At 54.1% G+C, this 21,975-nt stretch carries 17 protein-coding genes; 7 read left to right on the forward strand and 10 right to left on the reverse strand.

Annotated features, from left to right (window positions below):
• Window positions 1-44 precede the first annotated feature (44 nt).
• Window positions 45-3,005 (forward strand): serine hydrolase domain-containing protein, encoded by a 2,961-nt coding sequence (locus BLR09_RS18990; RefSeq protein ID WP_093205889.1) that lies wholly within the window; start codon window positions 45-47, stop codon window positions 3,003-3,005.
• Window positions 3,006-3,136: 131 nt separating this feature from the next.
• Here BLR09_RS18990 and BLR09_RS18995 read toward each other — a convergent pair whose 3' ends face one another.
• Window positions 3,137-4,462, reverse strand: a complete 1,326-nt coding sequence (locus tag BLR09_RS18995) for a TolC family protein (RefSeq protein WP_093205891.1) — start codon at window positions 4,460-4,462, stop codon at window positions 3,137-3,139.
• A 215-nt stretch (window positions 4,463-4,677) separates the two neighbouring features.
• Entirely contained in the window at window positions 4,678-5,136 is a 459-nt protein-coding gene (locus BLR09_RS19000) for an Lrp/AsnC family transcriptional regulator (protein ID WP_093205893.1), read from the reverse strand.
• A gap of 249 nt (window positions 5,137-5,385) precedes the next feature.
• Between BLR09_RS19000 and ald the strand changes: the two genes are divergently transcribed.
• Window positions 5,386-6,516 (forward strand): alanine dehydrogenase, encoded by a 1,131-nt coding sequence (ald, locus tag BLR09_RS19005; protein WP_093205895.1) that lies wholly within the window; start codon window positions 5,386-5,388, stop codon window positions 6,514-6,516.
• A 455-nt stretch (window positions 6,517-6,971) separates the two neighbouring features.
• Here ald and BLR09_RS19010 read toward each other — a convergent pair whose 3' ends face one another.
• The 4 genes from BLR09_RS19010 to BLR09_RS19025 form a co-directional block, all read right to left on the reverse strand.
• Entirely contained in the window at window positions 6,972-7,238 is a 267-nt protein-coding gene (locus tag BLR09_RS19010; RefSeq protein WP_093205897.1) for an acyl carrier protein, read from the reverse strand.
• A gap of 95 nt (window positions 7,239-7,333) precedes the next feature.
• Entirely contained in the window at window positions 7,334-8,638 is a 1,305-nt protein-coding gene (locus tag BLR09_RS19015; protein WP_093205899.1) for a TolC family protein, read from the reverse strand.
• 46 nt (window positions 8,639-8,684) lie between these two features.
• Window positions 8,685-10,241 (reverse strand): DHA2 family efflux MFS transporter permease subunit, encoded by a 1,557-nt coding sequence (locus BLR09_RS19020; RefSeq protein WP_093205901.1) that lies wholly within the window; start codon window positions 10,239-10,241, stop codon window positions 8,685-8,687.
• A gap of 107 nt (window positions 10,242-10,348) precedes the next feature.
• Complete coding sequence (locus BLR09_RS19025) at window positions 10,349-11,392, reverse strand: HlyD family secretion protein (protein WP_093205903.1); 1,044 nt, start codon at window positions 11,390-11,392, stop codon at window positions 10,349-10,351.
• 390 nt (window positions 11,393-11,782) lie between these two features.
• Between BLR09_RS19025 and BLR09_RS19030 the strand changes: the two genes are divergently transcribed.
• The gene (locus BLR09_RS19030; protein ID WP_093205905.1) at window positions 11,783-12,358 is read left to right on the forward strand and encodes a MarR family winged helix-turn-helix transcriptional regulator; all 576 of its coding nucleotides are present in this window, start codon (window positions 11,783-11,785) and stop codon (window positions 12,356-12,358) included.
• A gap of 129 nt (window positions 12,359-12,487) precedes the next feature.
• Here the strand turns inward: BLR09_RS19030 and BLR09_RS19035 are convergent, their stop codons facing one another.
• On the reverse strand, window positions 12,488-13,906 hold the full coding sequence (locus tag BLR09_RS19035; RefSeq protein WP_093205907.1) for an ATP-dependent DNA helicase: 1,419 nt from the start codon (window positions 13,904-13,906) through the stop codon (window positions 12,488-12,490).
• Between the two features lie 3 nt (window positions 13,907-13,909).
• On the reverse strand, window positions 13,910-14,398 hold the full coding sequence (locus tag BLR09_RS19040) for an NUDIX domain-containing protein (protein WP_093205909.1): 489 nt from the start codon (window positions 14,396-14,398) through the stop codon (window positions 13,910-13,912).
• A 293-nt stretch (window positions 14,399-14,691) separates the two neighbouring features.
• On the opposite strand from BLR09_RS19040, the gene BLR09_RS19045 reads away from it, so the two are divergent.
• Together BLR09_RS19045 and BLR09_RS19050 are read left to right on the forward strand one after the other, a co-directional pair.
• Entirely contained in the window at window positions 14,692-16,314 is a 1,623-nt protein-coding gene (locus BLR09_RS19045) for an ABC-F family ATP-binding cassette domain-containing protein (RefSeq protein ID WP_093205911.1), read from the forward strand.
• A gap of 102 nt (window positions 16,315-16,416) precedes the next feature.
• Window positions 16,417-16,752, forward strand: coding sequence for a translation initiation factor (locus BLR09_RS19050; RefSeq protein WP_093205913.1), 336 nt, complete (start codon window positions 16,417-16,419; stop codon window positions 16,750-16,752).
• A 54-nt stretch (window positions 16,753-16,806) separates the two neighbouring features.
• On the opposite strand, the gene BLR09_RS19055 is transcribed toward BLR09_RS19050, so the two are convergent.
• On the reverse strand, window positions 16,807-17,841 hold the full coding sequence (locus BLR09_RS19055) for a sensor histidine kinase (RefSeq protein WP_093205915.1): 1,035 nt from the start codon (window positions 17,839-17,841) through the stop codon (window positions 16,807-16,809).
• Window positions 17,842-17,880: 39 nt separating this feature from the next.
• Entirely contained in the window at window positions 17,881-18,576 is a 696-nt protein-coding gene (locus BLR09_RS19060; RefSeq protein ID WP_093205917.1) for a response regulator transcription factor, read from the reverse strand.
• Window positions 18,577-18,790: 214 nt separating this feature from the next.
• Here BLR09_RS19060 and BLR09_RS19070 point away from each other — a divergent pair, with 214 nt between their 5' ends.
• Window positions 18,791-19,696, forward strand: a complete 906-nt coding sequence (locus tag BLR09_RS19070; protein ID WP_093205921.1) for an FtsZ/tubulin family protein — start codon at window positions 18,791-18,793, stop codon at window positions 19,694-19,696.
• Window positions 19,697-20,260: 564 nt separating this feature from the next.
• On the forward strand, window positions 20,261-21,910 hold the full coding sequence (locus BLR09_RS19080) for a fatty acid--CoA ligase (RefSeq protein ID WP_093205925.1): 1,650 nt from the start codon (window positions 20,261-20,263) through the stop codon (window positions 21,908-21,910).
• The last annotated feature ends 65 nt before the right edge of the window (window positions 21,911-21,975 follow it).

Consider the following 21,975-nt stretch of genomic DNA (forward strand, 5'->3'; position numbering starts at 1 on the left):
ATATTTCGGCAGTAAAGTGGCGCTTTTGCCTTATTTTTGCCTGCATGAAACGTTTTCTCCTCCTCTTTTCTGTTTTACTGGCCGGTCTTTCCGCCTCTGCGCAGAAGCCGTTTACCACCGGCAACCAGCGCTGGGCCGATTCGGTTTTCGCCCGTCTTTCTCTCGACGAAAAAATTGGCCAGCTGCTCATGCCGCGCGCCAATACGTCCAATGCGCCGTATGACCGCGACAAACTGACTGCCTGGGTGCGGGACTACAAAATCGGCGGTCTGGTATGGTTTGCCAACCAGCCTACCCGGCAGACGGCCATGATCAACGAACTGCAGGGCCTTTCGGCTATTCCGATGATGATGGGGGAAGACCTCGAATGGGGGCTGACCATGCGCCTCGACAGTACCATACGCTATCCCTACGCGCTGACGCTGGGAGCGATCCGGGGAAATGACGACTGGTTTTACCGCATGGGGAAACAGATCGGAGAACAATGCCGCCGGGCCGGAATTCATATCAATTACGCGCCCGTCGCCGACGTCAACAATAACCCCAATAACCCCGTCATCGGCTTCCGGTCGTTCGGGGAAAACCAGACCGAAGTACTCCGCCGGGCTACGGCCTACATGAAAGGCATGCAGGATGCCGGCCTGATCACCACGGCAAAACACTTTCCGGGGCACGGGGATACCGACGTGGATTCCCACGCTGACTTGCCGGTTATCAGCCATTCCCGCGCGCGGCTCGACTCGGTGGAACTGTTTCCGTTCCGGAAGCTGATCCAATCCGGCCTGAACGGCGTGATGGTTGCCCACCTGAGTGTTCCGGCCCTCGACCCGACGCCGAAGCAGGCGACGACGCTCTCCAAGCCTATTGTTACCGGCCTGCTGCGCAAGGAATTGGGTTTTGAAGGCCTGATCTTTACCGATGCCATGGATATGCAGGGCGTCGCCAAGCATTTTCCTCCCGGCGTGGCGGGTGTGAAGGCGCTTCTCGCCGGAAACGATGTACTGGAGACGTTTGCCGATGTGCCTTCGATGTTTCAGGCCATCAAGAGCGCCGTGCTTTCCGGAGAAATTCCGATGCAGGACCTCGACGAAAAGGTATTGCGCGTACTGCGGGCCAAAGCCTGGCTCGGACTGGATCATTACCAGCCCGCGCCGCTGAATAACCTGCTTGCTGATCTGAACAAACCGACTGCCGAGGCGCTTGCCCGCAAACTCGCCGAGGGCAGTCTGACAGTACTGCGGAACGAAGGCGGAGTACTGCCGCTCAAAAACCTGGCGACAGCCAAAGTAGCCGCTATCAGCGTTGGTGCGCCGGCGCAAGGTCCTGTTAACCCGACAGCCGAACAGGCGATGCTGCTGAACTACCTGCCGGTGGATACCTTCCGGGTAGATGTAAAAACCTCAGCCGAGCAACTCGCTGCGGTGAAAGCGAAGCTCGCCGGATACGATGTGGTAGTCGTTGCCCTGCATAGCCCCTTCATGCGCTCCGCAAATGCGTGGCCGGAGGCAAACCTGAAGCTTGCCAATGCGTTTGTGGGTATGCCGAACGCAGCGTACCTGTTTTTCGGTAACCCCTATGTACTGGACAAACTGCCGGGTATTGAAAAGTCGAAAGCGCTCGTTGTGACGTATCAGGAAACGACTGTGATGCAGGAACTGGCGGCGCAGCTCGTCGGAGGGGGTATCGGTGCGAACGGCCAGCTGCCGGTGACGGTCAATACCCAATTCAAATTTGGCGACGGTCTGACGGTACAACAGATGGGCCGTTTCCGGTATGGCCTGCCGGAAGCAGTGGGAGTGGATTCCCGGTTGCTGAACGCCCGTCTGGATTCCATTGTCAACCAGGGACTTGACGCGAAGGCATACCCCGGAGCTTCGGTACTCGTGGCGAAAGACGGTATGGTTATTTTCAAGAAAGCCTACGGCAAGCATACCTATGAGAGCAATCAGGCAGTACGTGAGTCGGACCTGTACGACCTCGCTTCTGTAACCAAAGTCAGTACTTCCGTGCTGGCGCTGATGCGGATGCAGGATGAAGGCAAGTTCCGGCTGGATATGACCCTCGGCGAACTGCTTCCGGAATGGAAAAAATCAAACAAGGCTTCCCTGAAACTGATTGATATCCTGACGCACCAGGCGGGATTGAAGGCATGGATACCTTTCTGGCAAACCTGCCTGGACTCTACCCGGGCCAGCGGCTGGAAACGGAAGACCTTCAGCACCGAACAAAGCCGGAAATACCCGATTGCGGTAGCCGATCACCTGTTCCTGCACCGCCGGTATAAAAAGAAGCTGTTGAAGCAGATCGAAGACTCGCCGGTAAACCCGAAGCAGGGATATGTTTACAGCGATCTTTCCTATTACCTCTATCCGCAGATTGTGGCGCGACTGGCTGGTGAAAACTGGGAAGACTACCTGAAAAATACCTTCTACAAGCCGATGGGGGCAACCACGCTCACCTATAACCCGCGTACGGCGTATAGCCTTGACCGTATCGTTCCGACGGAGTACGACTCGCTGTTCCGGAAAGAACTGATTCACGGGCGGGTACACGATGAAGGTGCAACCATGATGGGTGGAATTTCCGGTCATGCGGGTTTATTCGGGAATGCGAACGACCTCGGCAAGCTGTATCAGATGTACCTCAACGGAGGCGAATACGGCGGCCAGCGGTTTATCCGGGAGCAGACCATTAAGCAGTGGACATCCTATCCGTTTCCAGTGGAGGTAAACAGCCGCCGCGGAATCGGCTTCGACAAGCCGGACCGCAAAAAGCCGGGCCTTTCCGGACCTCCGTCGGCCGGGCCGCTCAGTTTCGGTCACTCGGGCTTTACGGGAACGTTTGTCTGGGTGGAGCCGCAGGACCGGATGATGTACATTTTCCTGTCAAACCGCGTGTATCCGACCCGAAACAACGGCAAGATCGGCCAGCTCAACATCCGGACGCAGTTTGGTGAAATGATCTACCAAACCATCCGTCAATCCACGCAAATCGCCGGATTTTGAGGAAAGCAATACCCATCAAAGAGAAGGGCGGCTCCGATAGCACGGAGCCGCCCTTCTCTTTGATGTTAGCCAAATCACATTCCATACAGCCATCCAAAACTGAAAACAGAAAACTGAAAACCGCAAACTGACTACTTCACAATCTGGCTGCTCAACCGCATCAGCTCTACTTCGGATAGCTTGGCATTGAATTGCGCCTGAATCAGCCGGGTTTCGGCTGCGACGGCATTGCGCTGCGCTTCCCGGAGCTCCAGAGAGCCGGTTACGCCGATCTTGTAGCGGTCGAACGCGATGCGGACGTTCTGCTGAGCCACGGACAGGTTTTGATACTCCAGGTCCAGCAGATTCAGATTATTCCGGTAACTGGCATAGGTTTGCTCCAGGTTGGAAAGCAGTTGCAGTTTCAGGTCTTCTTCCTGCTGGCGGGTAATCTCCTCGGTAATGCGGGCGCCCTGAATCCGGCGGCGCTGGTTGAGACCGTCGAAGATGGTACTGCTCAGGCGGATCCCGCCGACAAGGTTGGTACTGTTGCCGCTTTTCACCCCGAAGCCTGAACCGCCGTTCCACTGAGCGTTGTAGGCATAGCTGGTGAGCAGGTCGACCGTCGGCCAGAGCAGCGCCTGCTGGTTTTTGATGTCGAGATTGGCGACGCGGTTGTTGTAACGGGCGACGATCAGCTGCGGGTTCTGGCTCAACGTTTGTTCGCGAAGCGATTCAAAAATCAGGTTGCGTTCGAGCAGAAGGGTATCTGCCGTCCGGAAGTCCGTTCCCAGATCACGTGCCAGTAATTGATTGAGTTGTGTCTTGGTGTTGACCAGTACCTGCCGCTGTGCGATGAGGATGGACGTATCGGCATTGAAATCAACCTGAGAATTCAGAAAATCCACTTTCGAACCCTGCCCGATATCAAACCGGTCTTTTGCCAGGCGGCGGCGTTCCCGGGAGATAACCAGGGCGTCTTCATACGTCCGTACCTGCTGCGCAAGCTGGACGACGGTATAATAGGTATTGACAACGTTCGCGACGGTTGTTTCGAGGGTAACCTGCGCCTGCGCTTCACCGGATTTAACGAGCTCTTCGAGGCGGTTTTTGAGAATATACATACTCATCCCGTCGAAAAGCGTCCATGTCATCTGTACCGACGCGGCAAGTGAGCGATTGAGAATACCGCGCTGTTCGAGGGGAGGGCGTACGGCGTCGAAAAAAGTCTGATTGGTATTGTTGAGCGTCGCGTTCGGTTGCGCCGTGCCGATAACCGTCGGGAGCATACCGGCATTCCCGCGGGTATTGTCGTTTTCGGCGAGCTTCACCTGGGTTTTGGCGACCTTGATTGCGTAGTTCCGTTCAAGAGCCGTAGCCACTGCGTTTTCCAGCGTGAGTACTTCAGTCGCTTTCTGAGCAAAAAGGGTAGAGGAAAAGGTAAAAAAGCCGAATACCAGGGCTATTTTTTTGTACATGGGGAATACGGTTGAGCGTCCCGAAGAACGGTCCGCCGTGTTTGCGCAGCGGACCGTTTTCTGAACAAGACTGTTCAACTAAATTAGACAGGTGCCGAAAGCCCGGCGGGCAATCTGAGATAAACCGAGCAAAAGTAGCGACGAAGGCAGTTTTGCAGTGCTAAGGTCATTAAAAACAAGAACTTAGCCCCGATTCCCGCGTTGGCGGCTGTCTGTCAGAGGTTGAGCAGGGTAGTGCTTTTAACTTCTTCCATCACAAACGAACTGCTCATGTGCGAAACACTGCTGAGTACGCTCAGCTTGCTTTGGTAGAAGGTGTTGTAGGCTTCCATGTCGGCGACGACAATTTTCAGCAGGTAGTCAAAATTTCCCGAAACCACCGAGCATTCCAGGATTTCGGGCAGCTGCCGGATGGCCTCGTTGAACTCCTGAAACCCTTCCCTTCGCTGCTTGTCGAGCGTCACGAAACAATACACCATCATCGCGCGGCCGATCCGCTTGCGGTTGACCAGGGCCACGTATTTCTCGATGATACCCTGATTTTCCAGTTTCTTGATCCGGTCGTGTACGGGGGTGATACTGAGATGGACTTTTTCCGCCATTTCGCGCACGGTGAGGAGCGCATTTTCCTGTAGAAGATTCAGAAGTAACCGATCAGTAGAATCCAGTTCCATAGTTTAAGTTTTGGTTTGTAAAAATAGGCGAAATTTCACTCAGAAAAATTTTCGGGGAATGATGTGCAATATATCAGGTTGGGAGAAAAAAAATCAATATTGGGTCAATACCGGGCAATAAAATTCTTATTTAAATGGGTATCGGAGAAAATAATTCTAGATGCAGGAAATTTGCAGCGTGATCCGGTACGACCGCCGGCGGGCGGGTTTCCGTCCTGTACTTCGTCAAGAACCAAAACAGATACGCACATGATTATTGGTGTCCCCAAAGAAATCAAAAACAATGAAAACCGGGTTGCCCTCACACCGGCCGGAGTAGCCGAGCTGAAGAAACACGGGCACGAGGTGTATGTGCAGAGCACAGCGGGTATCGGCAGCGGTATCAGTGACGAAGACTACACCGGCGCAGGAGCTACCATTCTCGCCACGATCGAAGAAGTATATGCCATCGCGGAAATGATCGTGAAAGTAAAAGAGCCGATCGCATCCGAGTATCCCCTCATCAAGGCCAACCAGCTTCTCTTTACCTATTTCCACTTTGCCTCGTCGGAAGAACTGACCCATGCCATGCTCGAAAGCGGCGCGGTCTGCCTGGCCTATGAAACGGTGGAAAAAGCGGACCGCAGCCTGCCGCTGCTGATTCCGATGAGTGAAGTAGCCGGCCGGATGGCGGTACAGGAAGGAGCGAAATACCTCGAGAAACCGATGGGTGGCCGCGGTATCCTGCTCGGCGGTGTAGCCGGGGTGAAACCTGCCAACGTCCTCGTGCTTGGCGGCGGGATCGTCGGAACCCAGTCCGCGAAAATGGCCGCCGGTCTCGGCGCCAACGTAACGATCGTTGACGTAAACCTCCAGCGCCTCCGGTACCTCGAAGACATCATGCCGGCCAACGTCGACACCGTGATGTCAAATGAGTACAACCTGCGTCAGCTTGTCCAGCATACCGATCTCATCATCGGCGGCGTGCTGATCCCCGGCGCCAAGGCTCCGTTCCTCATCACGAAAGACATGCTGAAACTGATGCGGCCGGGTACGGTGATGGTCGACGTGGCCATTGACCAGGGCGGTTGCTTCGAAACGTCGCACGCCACGACGCACCAGGATCCGATTTTTGTGGTCGACGACATCGTTCACTACTGCGTCGCTAACATGCCGGGAGCGGTACCCTATACCTCTACCCTCGCGCTGACCAATGCCACCCTGCCGTATGCACTGCAACTGGCCAACAAGGGATGGAAGAAAGCCTGTCGCGACAACGAAGAACTCAAGAAAGGACTGAACATCGTACACGGAAAGACGGTCTACAAAGGCGTAGCAGACGCCTGGGACCTCTCGCTGACGCCGGTCGAAGATATCCTTGGAAAAGTCATCGTGGCCTGATCCACGGCTTTCCGCAGCATTCATCACAATCAACAACTAAGCCAACCAACCCGCCGCCTGATGAAAGTCAGGCGGCTTTTTTGTTGGCTATCGGCAGTCGGTTGTCAGCTTGCGGCTTTAAGCTGTAGGCAATAGGCTTTAGGCATGCTGGCGACTGGGTTCATTGAAAAGTGGATCATGTTATTATCTCTTACAGCTTAAGACCTGAAGCTACAGCCCACTGCTTACAGCCCATAGCTTATTGCTTAAAGCCGACAACCAACGACCAAAAGCCACCCGCCAGAATAATATTCCGTTTTGAATTATTCCGGGAAGTGGGATTTGAGGGATGCTGGCAAAAAGCGGGCCGGGAGAGAGCGGGAGGGAGGAAACGGAAGGGGCATAAAACAAAATTACCGACCCGCAAAGCAGGCCGGTAATCATCGTTCAACCTTCAACCTATCTGTCTTTTTCTTCTATGCAGTTACCCGAACAAGGCTCTGTTCCGTCAGGCGAACCAGATCACTTACATTCCGCACATTTTCCAACGCCTCATCCGGTAACTGGACTCCGAATTGTTGTTCAATCATTACAACTAACTCGGTCATTTCTAAACTATTAAACCCGAAGTCATTCCTGAAAGTTCGATTCAAACGAAAAAACTCGGGATTAATAAAAAAGTGCTCGGTGACCATGTTTCGGATGGTGTCGACCACCTTTGATTGATAGAAAGTAGTATGCATGGCTTTTACAGGGGATATAGGAAATAACGGATCAACGAGCAAAATAGTTTATATCTCTTAGATCAAAATTTCGGGTAAAAGTTTGATCCGGAGGCTTACCAGATTTTTGTTCCCGCGAGCCGGTTGAGCTCCAGACGAGCCAGGGCCTGCTGGTACAAAAACTGGATTTGCTGGAACTCGGCCTCTTCAACGGCGGTCTGAGCCGACTGAATTTCCAGCTGCGTGATAACGCCGTTCTGGAACCGGACGTCGGCCAGTTTCAGCGCATAGCGGGCTTCCTGCAGTTGCGTGTCGGAGAGTTTCAGCTTCTCGGTTACAGATTGCAGTTCCGACAGCGCCTGACTGATTTGCGTACGCACACCCAGCTTGGCGTTTTCAGTGCTGTACTGGTTCATCTGCAGGTTTTTCCGGGCCAGTTCTTCCTGCAGCTGGTAGCGCTTGCCGGCGTAGATCGGAGCGGAGATCTTCACGCCCACGCCGCCGTTAAAGCGAAACTGCTCGATTTCCGGCTGGATGCCGTTTTTGAAACCGGCTGCCCCATTCAACGACAGGCTCGGCATTTTTGATGCCTTCGCCACTTCAATATCTTTCTCAGCAACCTGCTCCCGCATACGGGCCAGGCGAAGGTCCGGGTTGTTGGACTGAGCCAGCGTTTGCGGGTCTTCCGTCAGTGAAAGGGCTTTCCAATCGAAGGAAGCCGTCGTATCGACGTCGGGATGGACATCCTTGCCAACCAGGGAGCCGAGCGCGATAAACTGGCGGTCGAGCTGGTTTTGCAGGTCTACAATACGGGTTGCTACATTTTTGTAACGCACACGGGTTGCCACAAGGTTATAGTCGATTTCATCGCCGCTTTTGATCCGGTCTTCGATGACTTTGGCGGTTGCGTTGATGAGTGATTCCTGGGAACGCTGCACCCGGATAGCCTTTTGCAGGTACACCACGCCGAAATAGAGCTGTGCTACCTGATACGCCAATTGATGCTTCGCCGTTTCAAGGTTCTCGACAGAAAGCAATGTTTCGGTCTTGGTCTTGTCGATTTGTGCGGCGTCTTTCCCGAAATCATAGACCGTCTGGCTGGCCGAAATGCCTACGTTGTAGTTGTTCCGGGGCATGAACTGAATCGAGCGGTCGCCTACGCCGGGCAGTGAAAACTGAACCTGCTGAAGCGGCCAGACGTATTGGTAGGACGCATCGCTGCCGACCGTCGGCAGGCGTGCTGCTTCCGCGATTTTGGTTTTGGTCTGGCCGAGGGAAATGGCCTGCTGCTGCTCTTTTAGTTTGGGGTAGTAGTCGAACGACTGGCGGATCAGTCCGCTGAGTGCAGCTTCGTTCGACTGCTGGCCGAAGGCCACCGAAGTAGTGAATAATCCGACAGCCAGGAATGGAAGGTATTTCATCGGAAAAAATCTTTTGGAGTGAAAAGCGGGAGTCGCCTCCCGTTTTTTAGTGGGCTTCCGCCATAGCAGCCGCGGCAGCGGCGATTTCTTCGGCGGATTTTTTCTTTTTCTGACGCAGCATCACCACCAGCGGCAGGATGAGCAGGAAAAACACCCCGACAATCCGGAAAGTATCGAGGTACGAAAGCATGTAGGCCTGTTTGTCGACCGCCAGTTCCAGCATCCGGTAAGCCCGCATGGTTGCGCCGCCCATGGCATTCAGCCGTTCGGTCAGCAGCGGGTTGCCCGGGTAGAGATTGCTCACCAGATCGGAGCGGTGCTGGGCGTAGCGGATGGCAACAAAGTTGTTGGCCAGGGCTACCCCAAAGGCTCCCCCGAGTTGCCGGATCATGTTGTTGATCGCGATGGCGTTCGGGTATTCTTTGGGCGTCAGACCGGCTACGGCCTGGTTTGTCAGCGGCAGTTGCAGCAGGGAAATGCCGAGCACCCGGAGCATGTGCGCGGGGAAGAACTGCCACTGGCTGGCGTCGGCATTAAAGGTCCCGCCATAAAAACCGAAGGCAATCATCAGGCAGATTCCGGTAATAATAAACGGGAGCGGAGACGCGCCGGCGGATAACCTCCGCCCGACGATCGGCATCATGAATACCCCGATCAGCGTTGGCCAGAGGAGGGAAAGGCCCGTCATCGTTGGCGTATATCCGTTAATCCGCTGTACCATAACCGGGTACACGAACATGGCGGTGAAAAGCCCGATACCTGCCACAAAACTGAAAATGGTCGTGACGCCGAGGGTACCTTTGCCCATGACCCGGAGGTCGACTACCGGGTGGGACGTTGTCAGTTCCCGCCAGATAAAACCGATCATCCCGACCGCCGCCAGAAGACTCAGGCTGGTGATAAGGCGGGAGTCGAACCAGTCTTCCGATTCTCCTTTTTCGAGGACGAACTGAAGCGAGCCGACGCCGACCATCAGCAGGATAATGCCGAGGTAATCGATCGTAATGAGGTGTTTCCGGGTACCTTCTCCTTCTTTTTTTGCGATAAAGAGAATAGTCAGGATCGCGGCAAGAATACCAACCGGGATGTTAACCAGGAAGATATTTGACCAGTGGTAGTTTTCGACAATAACCCCGCCGAGTACCGGACCGAAGGTCGGGCCAAGGATAATCCCCATCGCAAAAATCCCGGACGCGATACCCCGTTTCTCAGGCGGGAAGGCGTCAAAGATGATCGACTGTGAGGTGGAAAGCAGCGCACCGCCGCCGACACCCTGTACAAACCGCCAGACAACGAGCTCCCAGAGACTGGTAGCCTGCCCGCAGAAATACGAGGCAATGGTAAAGATGATAATCGATGTCAGGTAGTAATTCTTCCGGCCAAAGTACTCGGCCAGGAAGCTGGTCATCGGAATAATGATGACGTTGGCAATGGCATAGGATGTCACTACCCAGGCAATATCTTCAATCGTCGCGCCCAGAGCGCCGGCCATTTCGTTGAGGGCCACGTTTACGATCGTGGTATCAATCAACTCCATGATGGCCGCCGAGATCGCCGTCGCGACAATAATCGCCCGATTAAATCCGGTGGGATAGGATGCCATGTTATGAGAGATGTTAGGGTGACTGGCATCAGTTTTCAGTTTTCTGTTTACGGTTTTCAGTGATGGATGCAACAACTGAAAACTGTAAACCCTAAACTGAAAACCGATTATTTGATTTTCACACTCACCTCCACGTTCATACCCGCACGGAGCAGTCCGCGGTATTTCGGAAGGTTTTCAATCTCGATCTTCACCGGGATCTTCTGGGTTACTTTCACGAAGTTACCGGAGGCGTTATCGGGAGGCAGGAGGGAAAACTTGGCGCCCGTTGCTTCGCTGAACGATACAATTTTGCCCTTCATTTTCTCATTCGGGAAGGCATCGGCGGTGATGGTGGCGTCGGCGCCGATACGCAGGTTTTCGACCTGGGTTTCCTTGAAGTTGGCAACGACCCACATCGTGCTGTCCTGCACGACGGTCATCAGCGTCTGTCCTGCCTGTACATATTGACCGGACTCAACGTTTTTACGGCCGATCCGGCCTGAAGAAGTAGCAAATACTTTCGAATAGGTCAGCTTCAGTTTTTGTTCGTCGATTTTGGCTTTTTGTACCTGGAGAGAGGCCTGCGCTTTCGCGATGCCGGTGCGGAGGATGTCCAGGCGCGAGCGGGAAGCAACGATATCGGCCTGACCGGCGTCGTATTGCTGTACGAGTACATCGAGGCCGTTGCGGCTGTCGTCTGCCTGCTTGCGGGTAATAGCCTTGTCGGCCAGGAGGCGGGCGTCACGGTCAGCGTCCTGTTTCGCTTTGTCGCGACGGATGGCCGTCGCTTTCAGGTTGGCTTCCTGTGCCTTGATGGTCAGCTCGGCGTTGCGGAGGCTGGCGCGGGCGTTTTCCACGTCCGTTTCCATCTGGCGGTAGGTGGCTTCCATTTCAGCGAGTTGAAGCTGATATTCGGCGTCGTCGATTTCGACGAGCAGGCGACCTTTTTCGACTTTGTCGTAATCGTTAACACTAACTGATTTTACGTAACCGGAAATGCGCGGCAGAACGGGTACCATGTAGGTTTCAATCTGCGCATTGTCGGTTTCCTCAAATGCCTGAGCATGCTGATAGGCTGAGAACCCGAACCAGGCGCCTACTGCCAGGACGACAAGCAGGATGATGCGGGGCAACAGTTTACGGAAGGAAGATTGTTCTGGCGTGGCCATGTGCTGATCATTTATTGTTTGTTTTCAAAAAGGGATTCGTCGGCAGGTGTCAGATAGTCAACCAAATTGACAATGCAAATGTAAACTTGGTTGACTAAAAAAGTCAAGTTGGTTGACTATTATTTTTTTATAACTATTTTTGTAGCGGATTCGTTGGTGGTATACCTGTTCCGGAAGCTATGGCAGCAGGTATATATATTATAAAGAGTGTAGTGTTCTGTAAATCAGTTATGTGTGAGGGGTGGATGCGGAAGGGTCGGAAAAAGAGAAAATTTCCGAAACTGAAAGATTCATAACTGGTATTGTATTTTTCTCAGTGACATTAAAATTCCATTAAAAGGAGTTTTTCGGGTGAAAGGATGCCTTTCCCTGAATTTTTCGAGACGGACGATGGACAAAGAACTGAAAAAACAACTCGAGGAGTTTAAGGCGCAGAAGAGCCGGATTTTGGGACGATTACTCAGCCGGGCCTTCCGCCTGGTGGTCGATATTTCCAGTGAACACCTGGTACAGGCCGGATATGAATCCTATCGCCTGGGCCACCTGATCCTGCTCGTGCACGTGAACGTAGATGGCTCTACGATCAACGAATTGGCCGCTCACATCGGCATCAGCAAGCAGGCAGTCAGCAAGATTGTGAAAGAGCTGCAGGAGCAGGGATATGTGGAGACGGAGAAGCACCCGGACGACGCCCGGTCTGTGCTCGTTAAAATCACCAACAAAGGGGCCCGGTTTACCTTGGAGTGGAAAGTCTGTACCCAGGTCATCGACGCCCGTTTCCAGGAAATCCTCGGCGCTGACCGCCTCGATCTGCTGAAAGACCTCCTGCTCGACCTGGCCGACTACCAGGAAAACAAGGTACAGGAAGAACTCACCGAAGCCTCGGCCCCCCGCCGCATGCAATGGCTGGATATGCTGCAGCAAAAAGCGGCAGCGTATTCGTTGCAGGATGGGAGGAAGAAGTAAGGTGGAGCTTTAGGCTATATTAGGCTTTAAGCGGTAAGCTATAGGCAATAAGCGGCGGCTGGTGTTCTCGCCTATGCCTATTGCTTATAGCCTACGGCTTAAAGCCCGACAACGTGACGCGTTGCTCCCTCACTCAAAAAAATCCCCGTGAAAATTCACCAAAAACACCTCCAGGCTCGCCCGGGTAACAGCCGTGTACAGCCAGCGGATAAACTCGGCATTAACCTGCTCGGAGGTGAGGTATCCCTGATCGATAAACACCGCACTCCACTGTCCGCCCTGTGATTTATGGCAGGTCAGGGCATAGGCGAATTTTACCTGAAGCGCATTGAGGTACGGGTCTTTGCGGATTTCCTGCATGCGCTCCTTTTTGGAGACGACGTGCTCGTAATCAGCGGAAACGCCCTCGTATAGCATCCGGTTTTCGTCTTTGGTAAGGGCGGGAGAGGGACTGTCGAGGGTATTGAGTGTGATTTTAGCGTCGAACGACGGCTGATCGGGGTAGTCCGACAACTGCAGCAGGCAATTGGCAAACCGCAGGCCGTGCTGCTCTTCATAGTTCCGGATTTTCAGGACTTCCACAAAATCCCCGTTGGCCAGAAAGCCCGCGGGAGAATCTTCGTCGAGTACGGTATAGTTGTTGCGCACGACCATGAGGCGGTCGCCCGTCGAAATTTCATCTTCCAGGTACTTGATCCGGACGCGGATGTACCGGTTATAGGCCACGGCGGTTTTGTTCGACCGGGTGATGACGATCGTATTTTCTTCCCCATACTTCCGGTAGGCATAGGTAATGCCGTCTTCCAGTTTGTCGCCCGTCATCCGGTACACATCCCTGAACTTGCGGGTGAATAGCTTGATTTCCGGTACTTTATCCCACAAAATCTCCCGTAAATGCGTCGCATTGTAAAGAATACCTGATTCCTGATCCTGCCGCATTACCTCTGTCAGCTCCACTTCCATGACGTCCATGTGGAAATTATCCCGGAGATAGTCGGCCATAAGCGCCGGACTTTCGTCTTTCCCGACGGGCGGCAGCTGGGCAAGATCCCCGACGAGGAGGAGTTTATTCGGACCGCCTTCTTCGTTCCCGAAAGTATATTCGATGAGATCGGTCAGGAGTCCGTTCAGGCCGGTGAAATCGGTGTCATCGGCAATCATCGAGGCCTCGTCGACGATGAATACCGTCTCGCTGTGTTTGTTCGCCTGTCGCCGGAATTCCAACCCGCCTGTAAACGGATTGGCCATTTGCCGGTAGATTTTTTTGTGGATAGTCATGGCCCGCTTTTTCGCATAGGTAGCCATGACTTTGGCGGCGCGACCGGTGGGGGCGAGGAGGACCGTCCGGTACCCGAGTTTCGGCAGGCAGCGGACGAGCGTACTGATCAGCGTCGTTTTTCCGGTACCGGCGTAGCCTTTGAGCAGAAATGCCTGTGCATCGTCGTTTGCCAGAAAGGTATCCATCAGCCGGAAGAGCTCGAGCTGCCCGGAAGTAGGTTGAAACGGGAATTTTTGCCGCAGCAAAAAAGAAGGAGTCAGTTCCGCCATAACTTAAACAGATTGCCGGATATAGCCCCGGAAGGAGCAAAGTTCGGCGGGAGAGGCCGCAGACCGGAGAAAAGGGTGTACATGGCTTTCGGGCAGCGCCTGTAGATCGGCCCAGGGCATCCACGTCAGTTCTTCCATAATGGGCTCGGCAAATTCCGGATCGGACCCGAGTGCGGCCGTACCGCTTTCGGGATAAACCCGGAAAAAATGTTCCAGCGTATGCAGGGGAGGATGAATGAACTCGTTGATAGCCAGGAGGTCGCCTATGCGGACAATCAATCCTGTCTCTTCCGAAAACTCCCGGCGGAGGGCGTCGGGCAGGGGCTCCTGCCATTCAACGCTGCCACCCGGCGGCGCCCAGAACGGGCCGTCGTGCAGCAATGCGTGGTGGCGGATGACCAGGATGCGGTTGCCATCGACCGCGATACCGCAAACGCGTACCCGGACGTACCCGCCGAATCGTTCCAGAACCTGTTGCGTGGATGAATGCATAGTGATCCCGCAAAGATCAGAAAGAACCAAGAAAAAACGCGATCGGAAACCAGATCGCGTTTTTTGAGGAATTCCACCTAACCACAAATAGGTCAGCCAAATACCGTTTTTTTGCTATAATACCCTATTGATAATGAGCAAGTGGCGGTGAATACCGAGCCAACGGAAAGAATGACTTAACAGCTGTCGGCCACTCTCCCGCGAAACGTCGTAAACCGGCTATTTTATCCGTCTCTTCCGTCCGGAAACGCGTGGAAATCCGTACCTTTGCGGCTTGAAAACCAGAAATCCGAATGCTTTCAGTCAATAATATTTCCCTGCGGTTTGGGAAGCGGGTTCTTTTTGAAGACGTCAACCTGAAATTCGTTCCCGGCAACGTGTACGGTCTGATCGGGGCCAACGGAGCAGGGAAGTCGACATTCGTCAAAATTCTTTCGGGAGAGATTGAGCCGACTACCGGCACCGTGTCGCTGGATCCGGGCGAGCGGATGTCCTTTCTGAATCAAAACCAGAATGCCTATGACGACCAGACGGTACTTAATACCGTCATCATGGGCAACAGCAAGCTGTATGAAGTCATGCAGGAGAAAGACGCCATCTATGCGAAGGCGGATTTTACCGAGGCCGACGGCAACAGGGCCGCTGATCTGGAGGCTGAATTTGCCGAAATGAACGGATGGGAGGCGGAGTCCGATGCGGCTGCCCTGCTCTCCGGTCTGGGTATCCGGGAGGATATGCACTATACCCTCATGGCGGATATGAACCCGTCCGAGAAGGTGAAAGTACTTCTCGCGCAGGCGCTCTTCGGTAACCCGGATATCCTGCTGCTCGACGAGCCGACGAACAACCTTGACATCGACTCCATCCTCTGGCTGGAAGAATTCCTGATGAACTTCAAGAATACGGTGATCGTGGTCAGCCACGACCGGCACTTCCTTGATAACGTCTGTACCTATATCGCCGACCTCGACTTCGGCAAGATCCAGATCTACGGCGGTAACTATACCTTCTGGTACGAATCGAGCCAGCTGGCTGCCCGCCAGAAGGCCGATCAGAACAAGAAAGCCGACGAAAAGCGGAAAGAACTCGAAGAATTCATCCGCCGCTTCTCGGCCAACGTGGCCAAGTCCCGGCAGGCTACCGCCCGGCAGAAAATGCTGGATAAGCTGCAGGTCGACGAGATCAAGCCTTCCAGCCGCCGTTATCCGTACATCGGTTTCAAGCCCGAACGTGAAATCGGCGACCAGGTACTCAATGTCGAGAACCTCAGCTATGTCCTCGAAGACGGTACCGTTCTTTTCAAAAACCTCAGCTTCACCGTTCTCAACGACCAGAAAATTGCCTTCCTCAGCAAGGACGGCCTGGCGGTGAGCGCGTTGTTCGATATTCTCATGGGCGAACGGAAGCCGACAACCGGTACGTTCAGCTGGGGCGTAACCACGTCGCAGAGCTACCTGCCCAACGACAACAGCAAGTATTTTCAGGACGGCAGCCTCAACCTCGTGGACTGGCTCCGGCAGTACTCCGTTGAAAAGGATGAAACCTTCGTGCGGAGCTTTCTCGGCCGTATGCTCTTCTCAGGCGAAGAAGCCCTGAAGAAATGTACGGTACTTTCCGGAGGCGAAAAGCAGCGCTGCATGTTTTCGAAGATGATGCTCTCCGGGGCAAACGTACTGTTGCTCGACGAGCCGACGAACCACCTTGACCTGGAATCGATCCAGGCGCTGAACAAGGGTATGGAAGAATTCAACAGCGTCATGCTCTTTGCCTGCCATGACCACCAGCTTACCCAGACTGTCGCGAGCCGGATCATCGAGCTGACGCCGAACGGCTGCCTCGACAAGCTGACCACGTTTGACGACTACCTCACCGACAACCGGACGAAAGAACAGCGGGCGGCGTTGTACGGCGAATAAGGCATAAAGTTTAGTGTTTGGGAGTTTAGGGTTTAGAGTTGGGGCGCGTCTCCCTGCTCTGAACCCTAAACTCTAAACTCTAAAACTCTAAACTTTACATCTATGGCGAAGAAAAACTACACCGGAGTCGTGTATTCGACTGATCCGGATTTTCAATACCAGTCGGATGACGCCGGAGAAGCAGAAACCCTCCCGCCGGCGCAGCAGAACCTGCGCGTCCAGCTCGACAAAAAGCAGCGCGGAGGCAAGCAGGTAACGCTTATAACCGGTTTTACCGGTACGGAGGCTGATCTGGCCGATCTGGGCAAAAAACTCAAAACGCTTTGCGGAGTGGGAGGTTCAGCCAAAGACGGAGAAATCCTCGTTCAGGGCGATCACCGGGAAAAAATACTGGCCTGGCTGATTCAGAAGGGGTACAAGGCGAAAAAAGCAGGTTAACGAAAAACCCGGCGGTCTCACCGCCGGGTTTTTCGTTGTTCGAGAGAAGTACCTCTACTCCACCTTATCCAGCTTAAACGTAAACGCCGTACCCTTATCCACCCGGCTCATCACAGTAATCTTGGATTTGTGAGCGTTGACGATGTGCTTGACAATCGCCAGACCCAGACCGGTACCTCCTTTTTCTTTGGACCGGGACTTTTCCACCCGGTAAAAGCGCTCGAAAATACGGTTGAGGTGTTCGGGCGGGATACCGGGACCGTCGTCGCGGACTTCAATCTGCCAGTCTTTTTTGTCTTCTTCGAACGTCACGAACACCTTGCCACCGTCGCGGCCATACTTGATGGCGTTGTCGATCAGGTTGGTGAGCGCCTGGGAGATCCGGTAGCCGTCGGCTTTGACCCAGATCTGATCCGAAGGAGTCGTCAGCTTGATGCGGATATCCCGGTTATGGGCTTTGGTTTCGAGCTGCTCAATGACTTCGTGCGTAATCCGGACGAGGTCTACCCGCTCCCGGTGCATCTTGATTTCCCCGGCTTCGATTTGCGAGAGCGTCAGGAGGTCGGCGACGAGCGCATCGAGGCCGTCTAGGCTCTTGGCGGCTTTCTGGAGAAACTTGTCCCGGACTTTCTCATCGTCCTTGGCGCCGTCGATCAACGTGTGGATAAATCCCTGCGCGGCGAAAATCGGCGTTTTCAACTCGTGGGAAACGTCGGCCAGAAATTCCCGGCGGAACTGTTCCATGCGCTTGAGCTCATCGATTTCGCGTTGCTTTTTGGCGACATAAATAAAGATCTCGTTGTTGAGTTTCTTCAGCGGATTTTCGCTGCGGGCTACCTTCTTCTTCGAGAAGTTGAAATCCTTCAGTTTCAGCCGCTGAATGGTGTCGTATATCTTGTTGATTTCCTCAAAAATGAGGTAATCCAGCACATAAAACGTCAGAATCAGCGTAGCAAAAAAGGACGTCGCTCCGGCAACGAAAATAGCGCCCCCCGGCGTGCCGGGTATAAACCACAGAAATCCTGACGTGATAGCCGAAACCAGCACGGCCAGGATAATGGAAATGACTTTGGGGTTGAGCGGAGACATGGTCCAGAAAAAAGGAAGTGCCGCGCACTTCCTGTCCGGTTATTCCTGTTCGTCGTTGAACATATAGCCAACGCCTTTCAGGGTTTTGATGTAGGATTCTCCGATTTTCTCCCGGAGTTTCCGGATGTGGACGTCGACCGTCCGTTCCAGTACATAAATATCAGCACCCCAGATACGCTGAAGCAGTTCTTCCCGGCTGAAAACCTTGTTGGGATACTGCGCCAGGAAAAAGAGGAGTTCAAATTCTTTTTTCGGGAGGACGACCGACCCGAATTCGCCGGTGACCGTATAGTTCTGCCGGTTGATCGACAGGCCGGCGGTTTCGATGCGGTCTCCCGGATCGGTTTTCTGGGCTTCCCGGCGGAAAAGAGCCTTGATCCGGCTCATCAGCGCGCGGGGCTTGATGGGCTTGGTAATGTAATCGTCGGCGCCGATTTCAAACGCAGCAATCTCAGAATACTCTTCCGAACGGGCCGTCAGAAACAGGATGTAAGCATTTTTCAATTCAGGTAGTTCCCGAAGCTGACGGGCCGTCTCAATACCATCCTGCTGGGGCATCATGATATCAAGCAGCACCAGGTCCGGAGCAAACTGCCGGGCCAGCTCTACCGCTTTCTTCCCGTCGGAGGCAGCTTCGATTTCGTAGCCTTCCTTTTCCAGGTTATACTGCAGTAATTCAATAATGTCGGGATCATCGTCCACCAGGAGGATTTTGTAGGCGGGCGTATTGCTCATTTGGGAAGTGCTTTTTCGTCGCACAAATGTACGTGTTTTTTTATTGCAAGACGCTGTCCTTCCGGATACCCGTCTTTCGGAAGCAACAGATGCGTCCGGGAATAAAAAGAATCGGTGAAACAGCCGTTTTTCGGCGAGGTAATTTTATCTTGGTCGTCCGGAATCCGGGAAGTGCCAGAATGCCCTAATACGTTTTGAATCAATCACCTATCGCGTGAAACCCGTCAGAATCGTCGGCGTCGGCTCAGCCGGCTGCCAGGTAATCCGGAAATTGTCCGGTCTTTCGCTTCCCGGTGTCAGTTTGCTTGCCTGTCATACCGACTTTGGCGAGCTGACAGATTTCCCTTCTGTACTGCTTCTGGGCGACGAAGGACAGGGATCCGGCATGAGTTCCCAGCGGGCGAAATGGTGGGCTAGAGGCCGGAAGGACCTCTTCGCAGCCTGGCTCAACGGCGCTGAACTGGTGATCTTTATCGCCGGAATGGGCGGAGGGACCGGTTCCGGAGCGACGCCGGTACTGGCAGGTATCGGGCGGGAGCTGGGCATTCTTTCCATCGCCTGCGTGACGATGCCGTTTGCCTCCGAGGGCTCGTCGGTGACGGAATTTGCGGCCGATGGCCTGCGCCACCTCCGCAAGCATTGCGATACCGTAATCGCGTTTTCCCTGGATAAACTGGCCGAACAGCTTTCCGAAAACCTGACCATTCCTGAGTTTTATGCCAAGGCAGACGAGTTGCTTCTTAATACGGCGCGGCTTTTCCCGGATCTTCTCGGCGGGCCGCTGCCGCTTGCTGACATGCGTCCGCTTCTGACAGACGGAGGCATGGCTTTCGTTGCTCATACGACGGCAGACGGCTCCCGCCGGCTCGAAGCCTGCCTCGAGCAACTGCACGCGGGCTGCAACTACCACTATGCCCTTCCGGCCGGCGCCAGCCGGTTGCTGACGGTCGTCGCCAGCGAAACACCGTTGCGGCTGCTTGAACATCAGTTGCTTGTTCAGGAACTGGAGCGTTTGACCGGCCGGCGCAGCGATGCGTTCCGGTTTGTGCCTGCGCCTATCCGGCAGGCTGATAACGGCCTGACAATGAGTTTTTTGGCGGTAGGAATGCCGATCGCCTGATCGTAAAATCCGGGTACTTTTGCTATGGGGTAAACATCTGGTAGGAAACGTTCCGGCCAGGGAGGAAATCGCCGTGATTCTTCTATTTTTACTAGCAATTAATCCGCCAATTAATTCTCTTCCCCCATGTCACCCGTTACGATGAATCGGCAGTGTCCCTATTGCAGGTCCACTGTTCTGGAACGACGGAACCGCCCCGCGGCCGTTCGCTACCTTCTATTCTTTCTTCCTGTCCGGTATTACCAGTGCCAGCGCTGCCGGCGCCACTTTCTGCGTATGGCGTGAGAAGGAGCTTTAGGCAATAGGCTTTAAGCTTTATGCCGGAACGAAAGGTATTTGAGCAGGGCTTCGCGCTCTTTCAGAAAACAATTCCCGCCCTGCCGCTTGAGATATGCGGCAAGGCGGGGACTGTTTTTGAGAATAGGGGGTTCACACAAAAGCACTCGCAATTGCTTAAAGCCTGTAGCCTACTGCTTACGGCCAATACCCATATTTTTCTAGCGGATAAAAGGTAGTTATCCAAGATTATTCAGTATTTACGGGAGAAAGAAACCCGTTTATCCGATGAATATCCGCAAACTGCCCAAAGCATCCGGCGCTTACTCGTTTCCCCTTTTGATCAAACATATCCTGCAGTATTCCGATGTACTGGAGCCCGACCGGCAAATCGTATACCGGGACCAGGTCAGCTATAGCTATGCCGAATTGAAAAAACGGGTTGCCCGACTGGCAAACGTCCTGTCTTCCCTCGGCCTTTCCGGCGGGGAGACGGTCGCTGTATGCGATTACGACAGCCACCGGTACCTCGAAGGGTTCTTTGGTATTCCGATGACCGGAAATGTCCTGCATACCATCAACTGGCGGTTATCTTCCGCACAGATTCTCTATACGATTAATCATGCGGAAGACGTCGTGATTATTACGCATGTCGATTTTCTGCCATTGCTGACACAGCTGGCCCCGCAGTTTACATCCGTAAAAAAGATCATCGTGGCCTCTGAAGGACAGCCCATTCCGGAAACGCCGCTGACCATCGCCGGCGAATACGAAGAATTGCTCGCCGCTGCCTCCGACCAGTTTCACTTTCCTGATTTTGACGAGGAAGCCGTGGCGACGACTTTTTATACCACCGGAACGACCGGCAGTCCCAAAGGCGTGTACTTCACGCACCGGCAGCTGGTACTGCATACGCTGGCGGTGGCGCTTAGTTTCATGTCGGTCGACAAAGCCTGCTCCTTTAACAACTCGGCGGTATACATGCCGTTGACGCCGTTTTTCCACGTCCACGCCTGGGGATTTCCCTACGTGGCTACGTTGCTGGGAATCAAGCAGGTACTGGTGGGTCGTTTCGAGCCTGAAATGACGCTCAAGCTATTCGTGACCCACAAACCGACGATTTCCCATTGCGTGCCGACGATCCTGCAAATGTTTGTCGGGCATCCGGCCGCCAAACACGTGGACCTGTCGCGCTGGAAGGTAATCATCGGTGGAGCAGCGCTGCCGTCTGCGCTTTGCAAGGCCGCTCTTGAGCGGGGTGTCGATATTGTGGCGGGGTATGGTATGTCGGAAACATGTCCATTCCTGACGACGGCATACCTCGGTCCTGAAGACAGGGCCGTAGAAGACCTCAGCGAGCAAATCCGGATGCGGATACGTACCGGATCGCCGACGGTGTTTGTAGACCTGCGCGTCGTGGACGAAGACATGCGGGATGTACCGGCCGACGACGAAACGATGGGCGAGATTGTCGTCCGTTCGCCCTGGCTGACCCAGGGGTACTACCGGGAGCCGGAACTTTCGGAGCAGCTCTGGCGCGGCGGATACCTCCATACCGGCGATGTCGCGACGATGAACGAACGCGGATCGATCAAAATCGCCGACCGGATCAAAGACGTCATCAAAACCGGTGGCGAGTGGGTATCATCCATCGATCTGGAAAACTTCATCGGGACACATCCTGGCGTAGCGGAAGTAGCCGTAGTAGGTATTCCCGATGCGAAATGGGGAGAGCGGCCCTTCGCGCTGGTGGTACTGAAACAAGGGCAGGAGGTAGCTGCCGAAGACATCCGTGCACACCTGCAGCCGCTGGTGGACCGCGGGGAAATTTCGAAGTGGGCCGTCCCGGACAGCATCCAGTTTGCCGAAGCTATTCCCAAAACATCCGTCGGAAAAATCGATAAAAAGACCATCCGCGGGCGCCTGACATTGTCCTGACTGGCGACGCTCACAGCTGCTTTTTTCCGTATTGCCTCATAAATGACCCGATTTTTCGTTTATTT

The organism is Siphonobacter aquaeclarae (assembly GCF_900103285.1).
GTDB classification, from domain to species: Bacteria; Bacteroidota; Bacteroidia; order Cytophagales; family Spirosomataceae; genus Siphonobacter; species Siphonobacter aquaeclarae.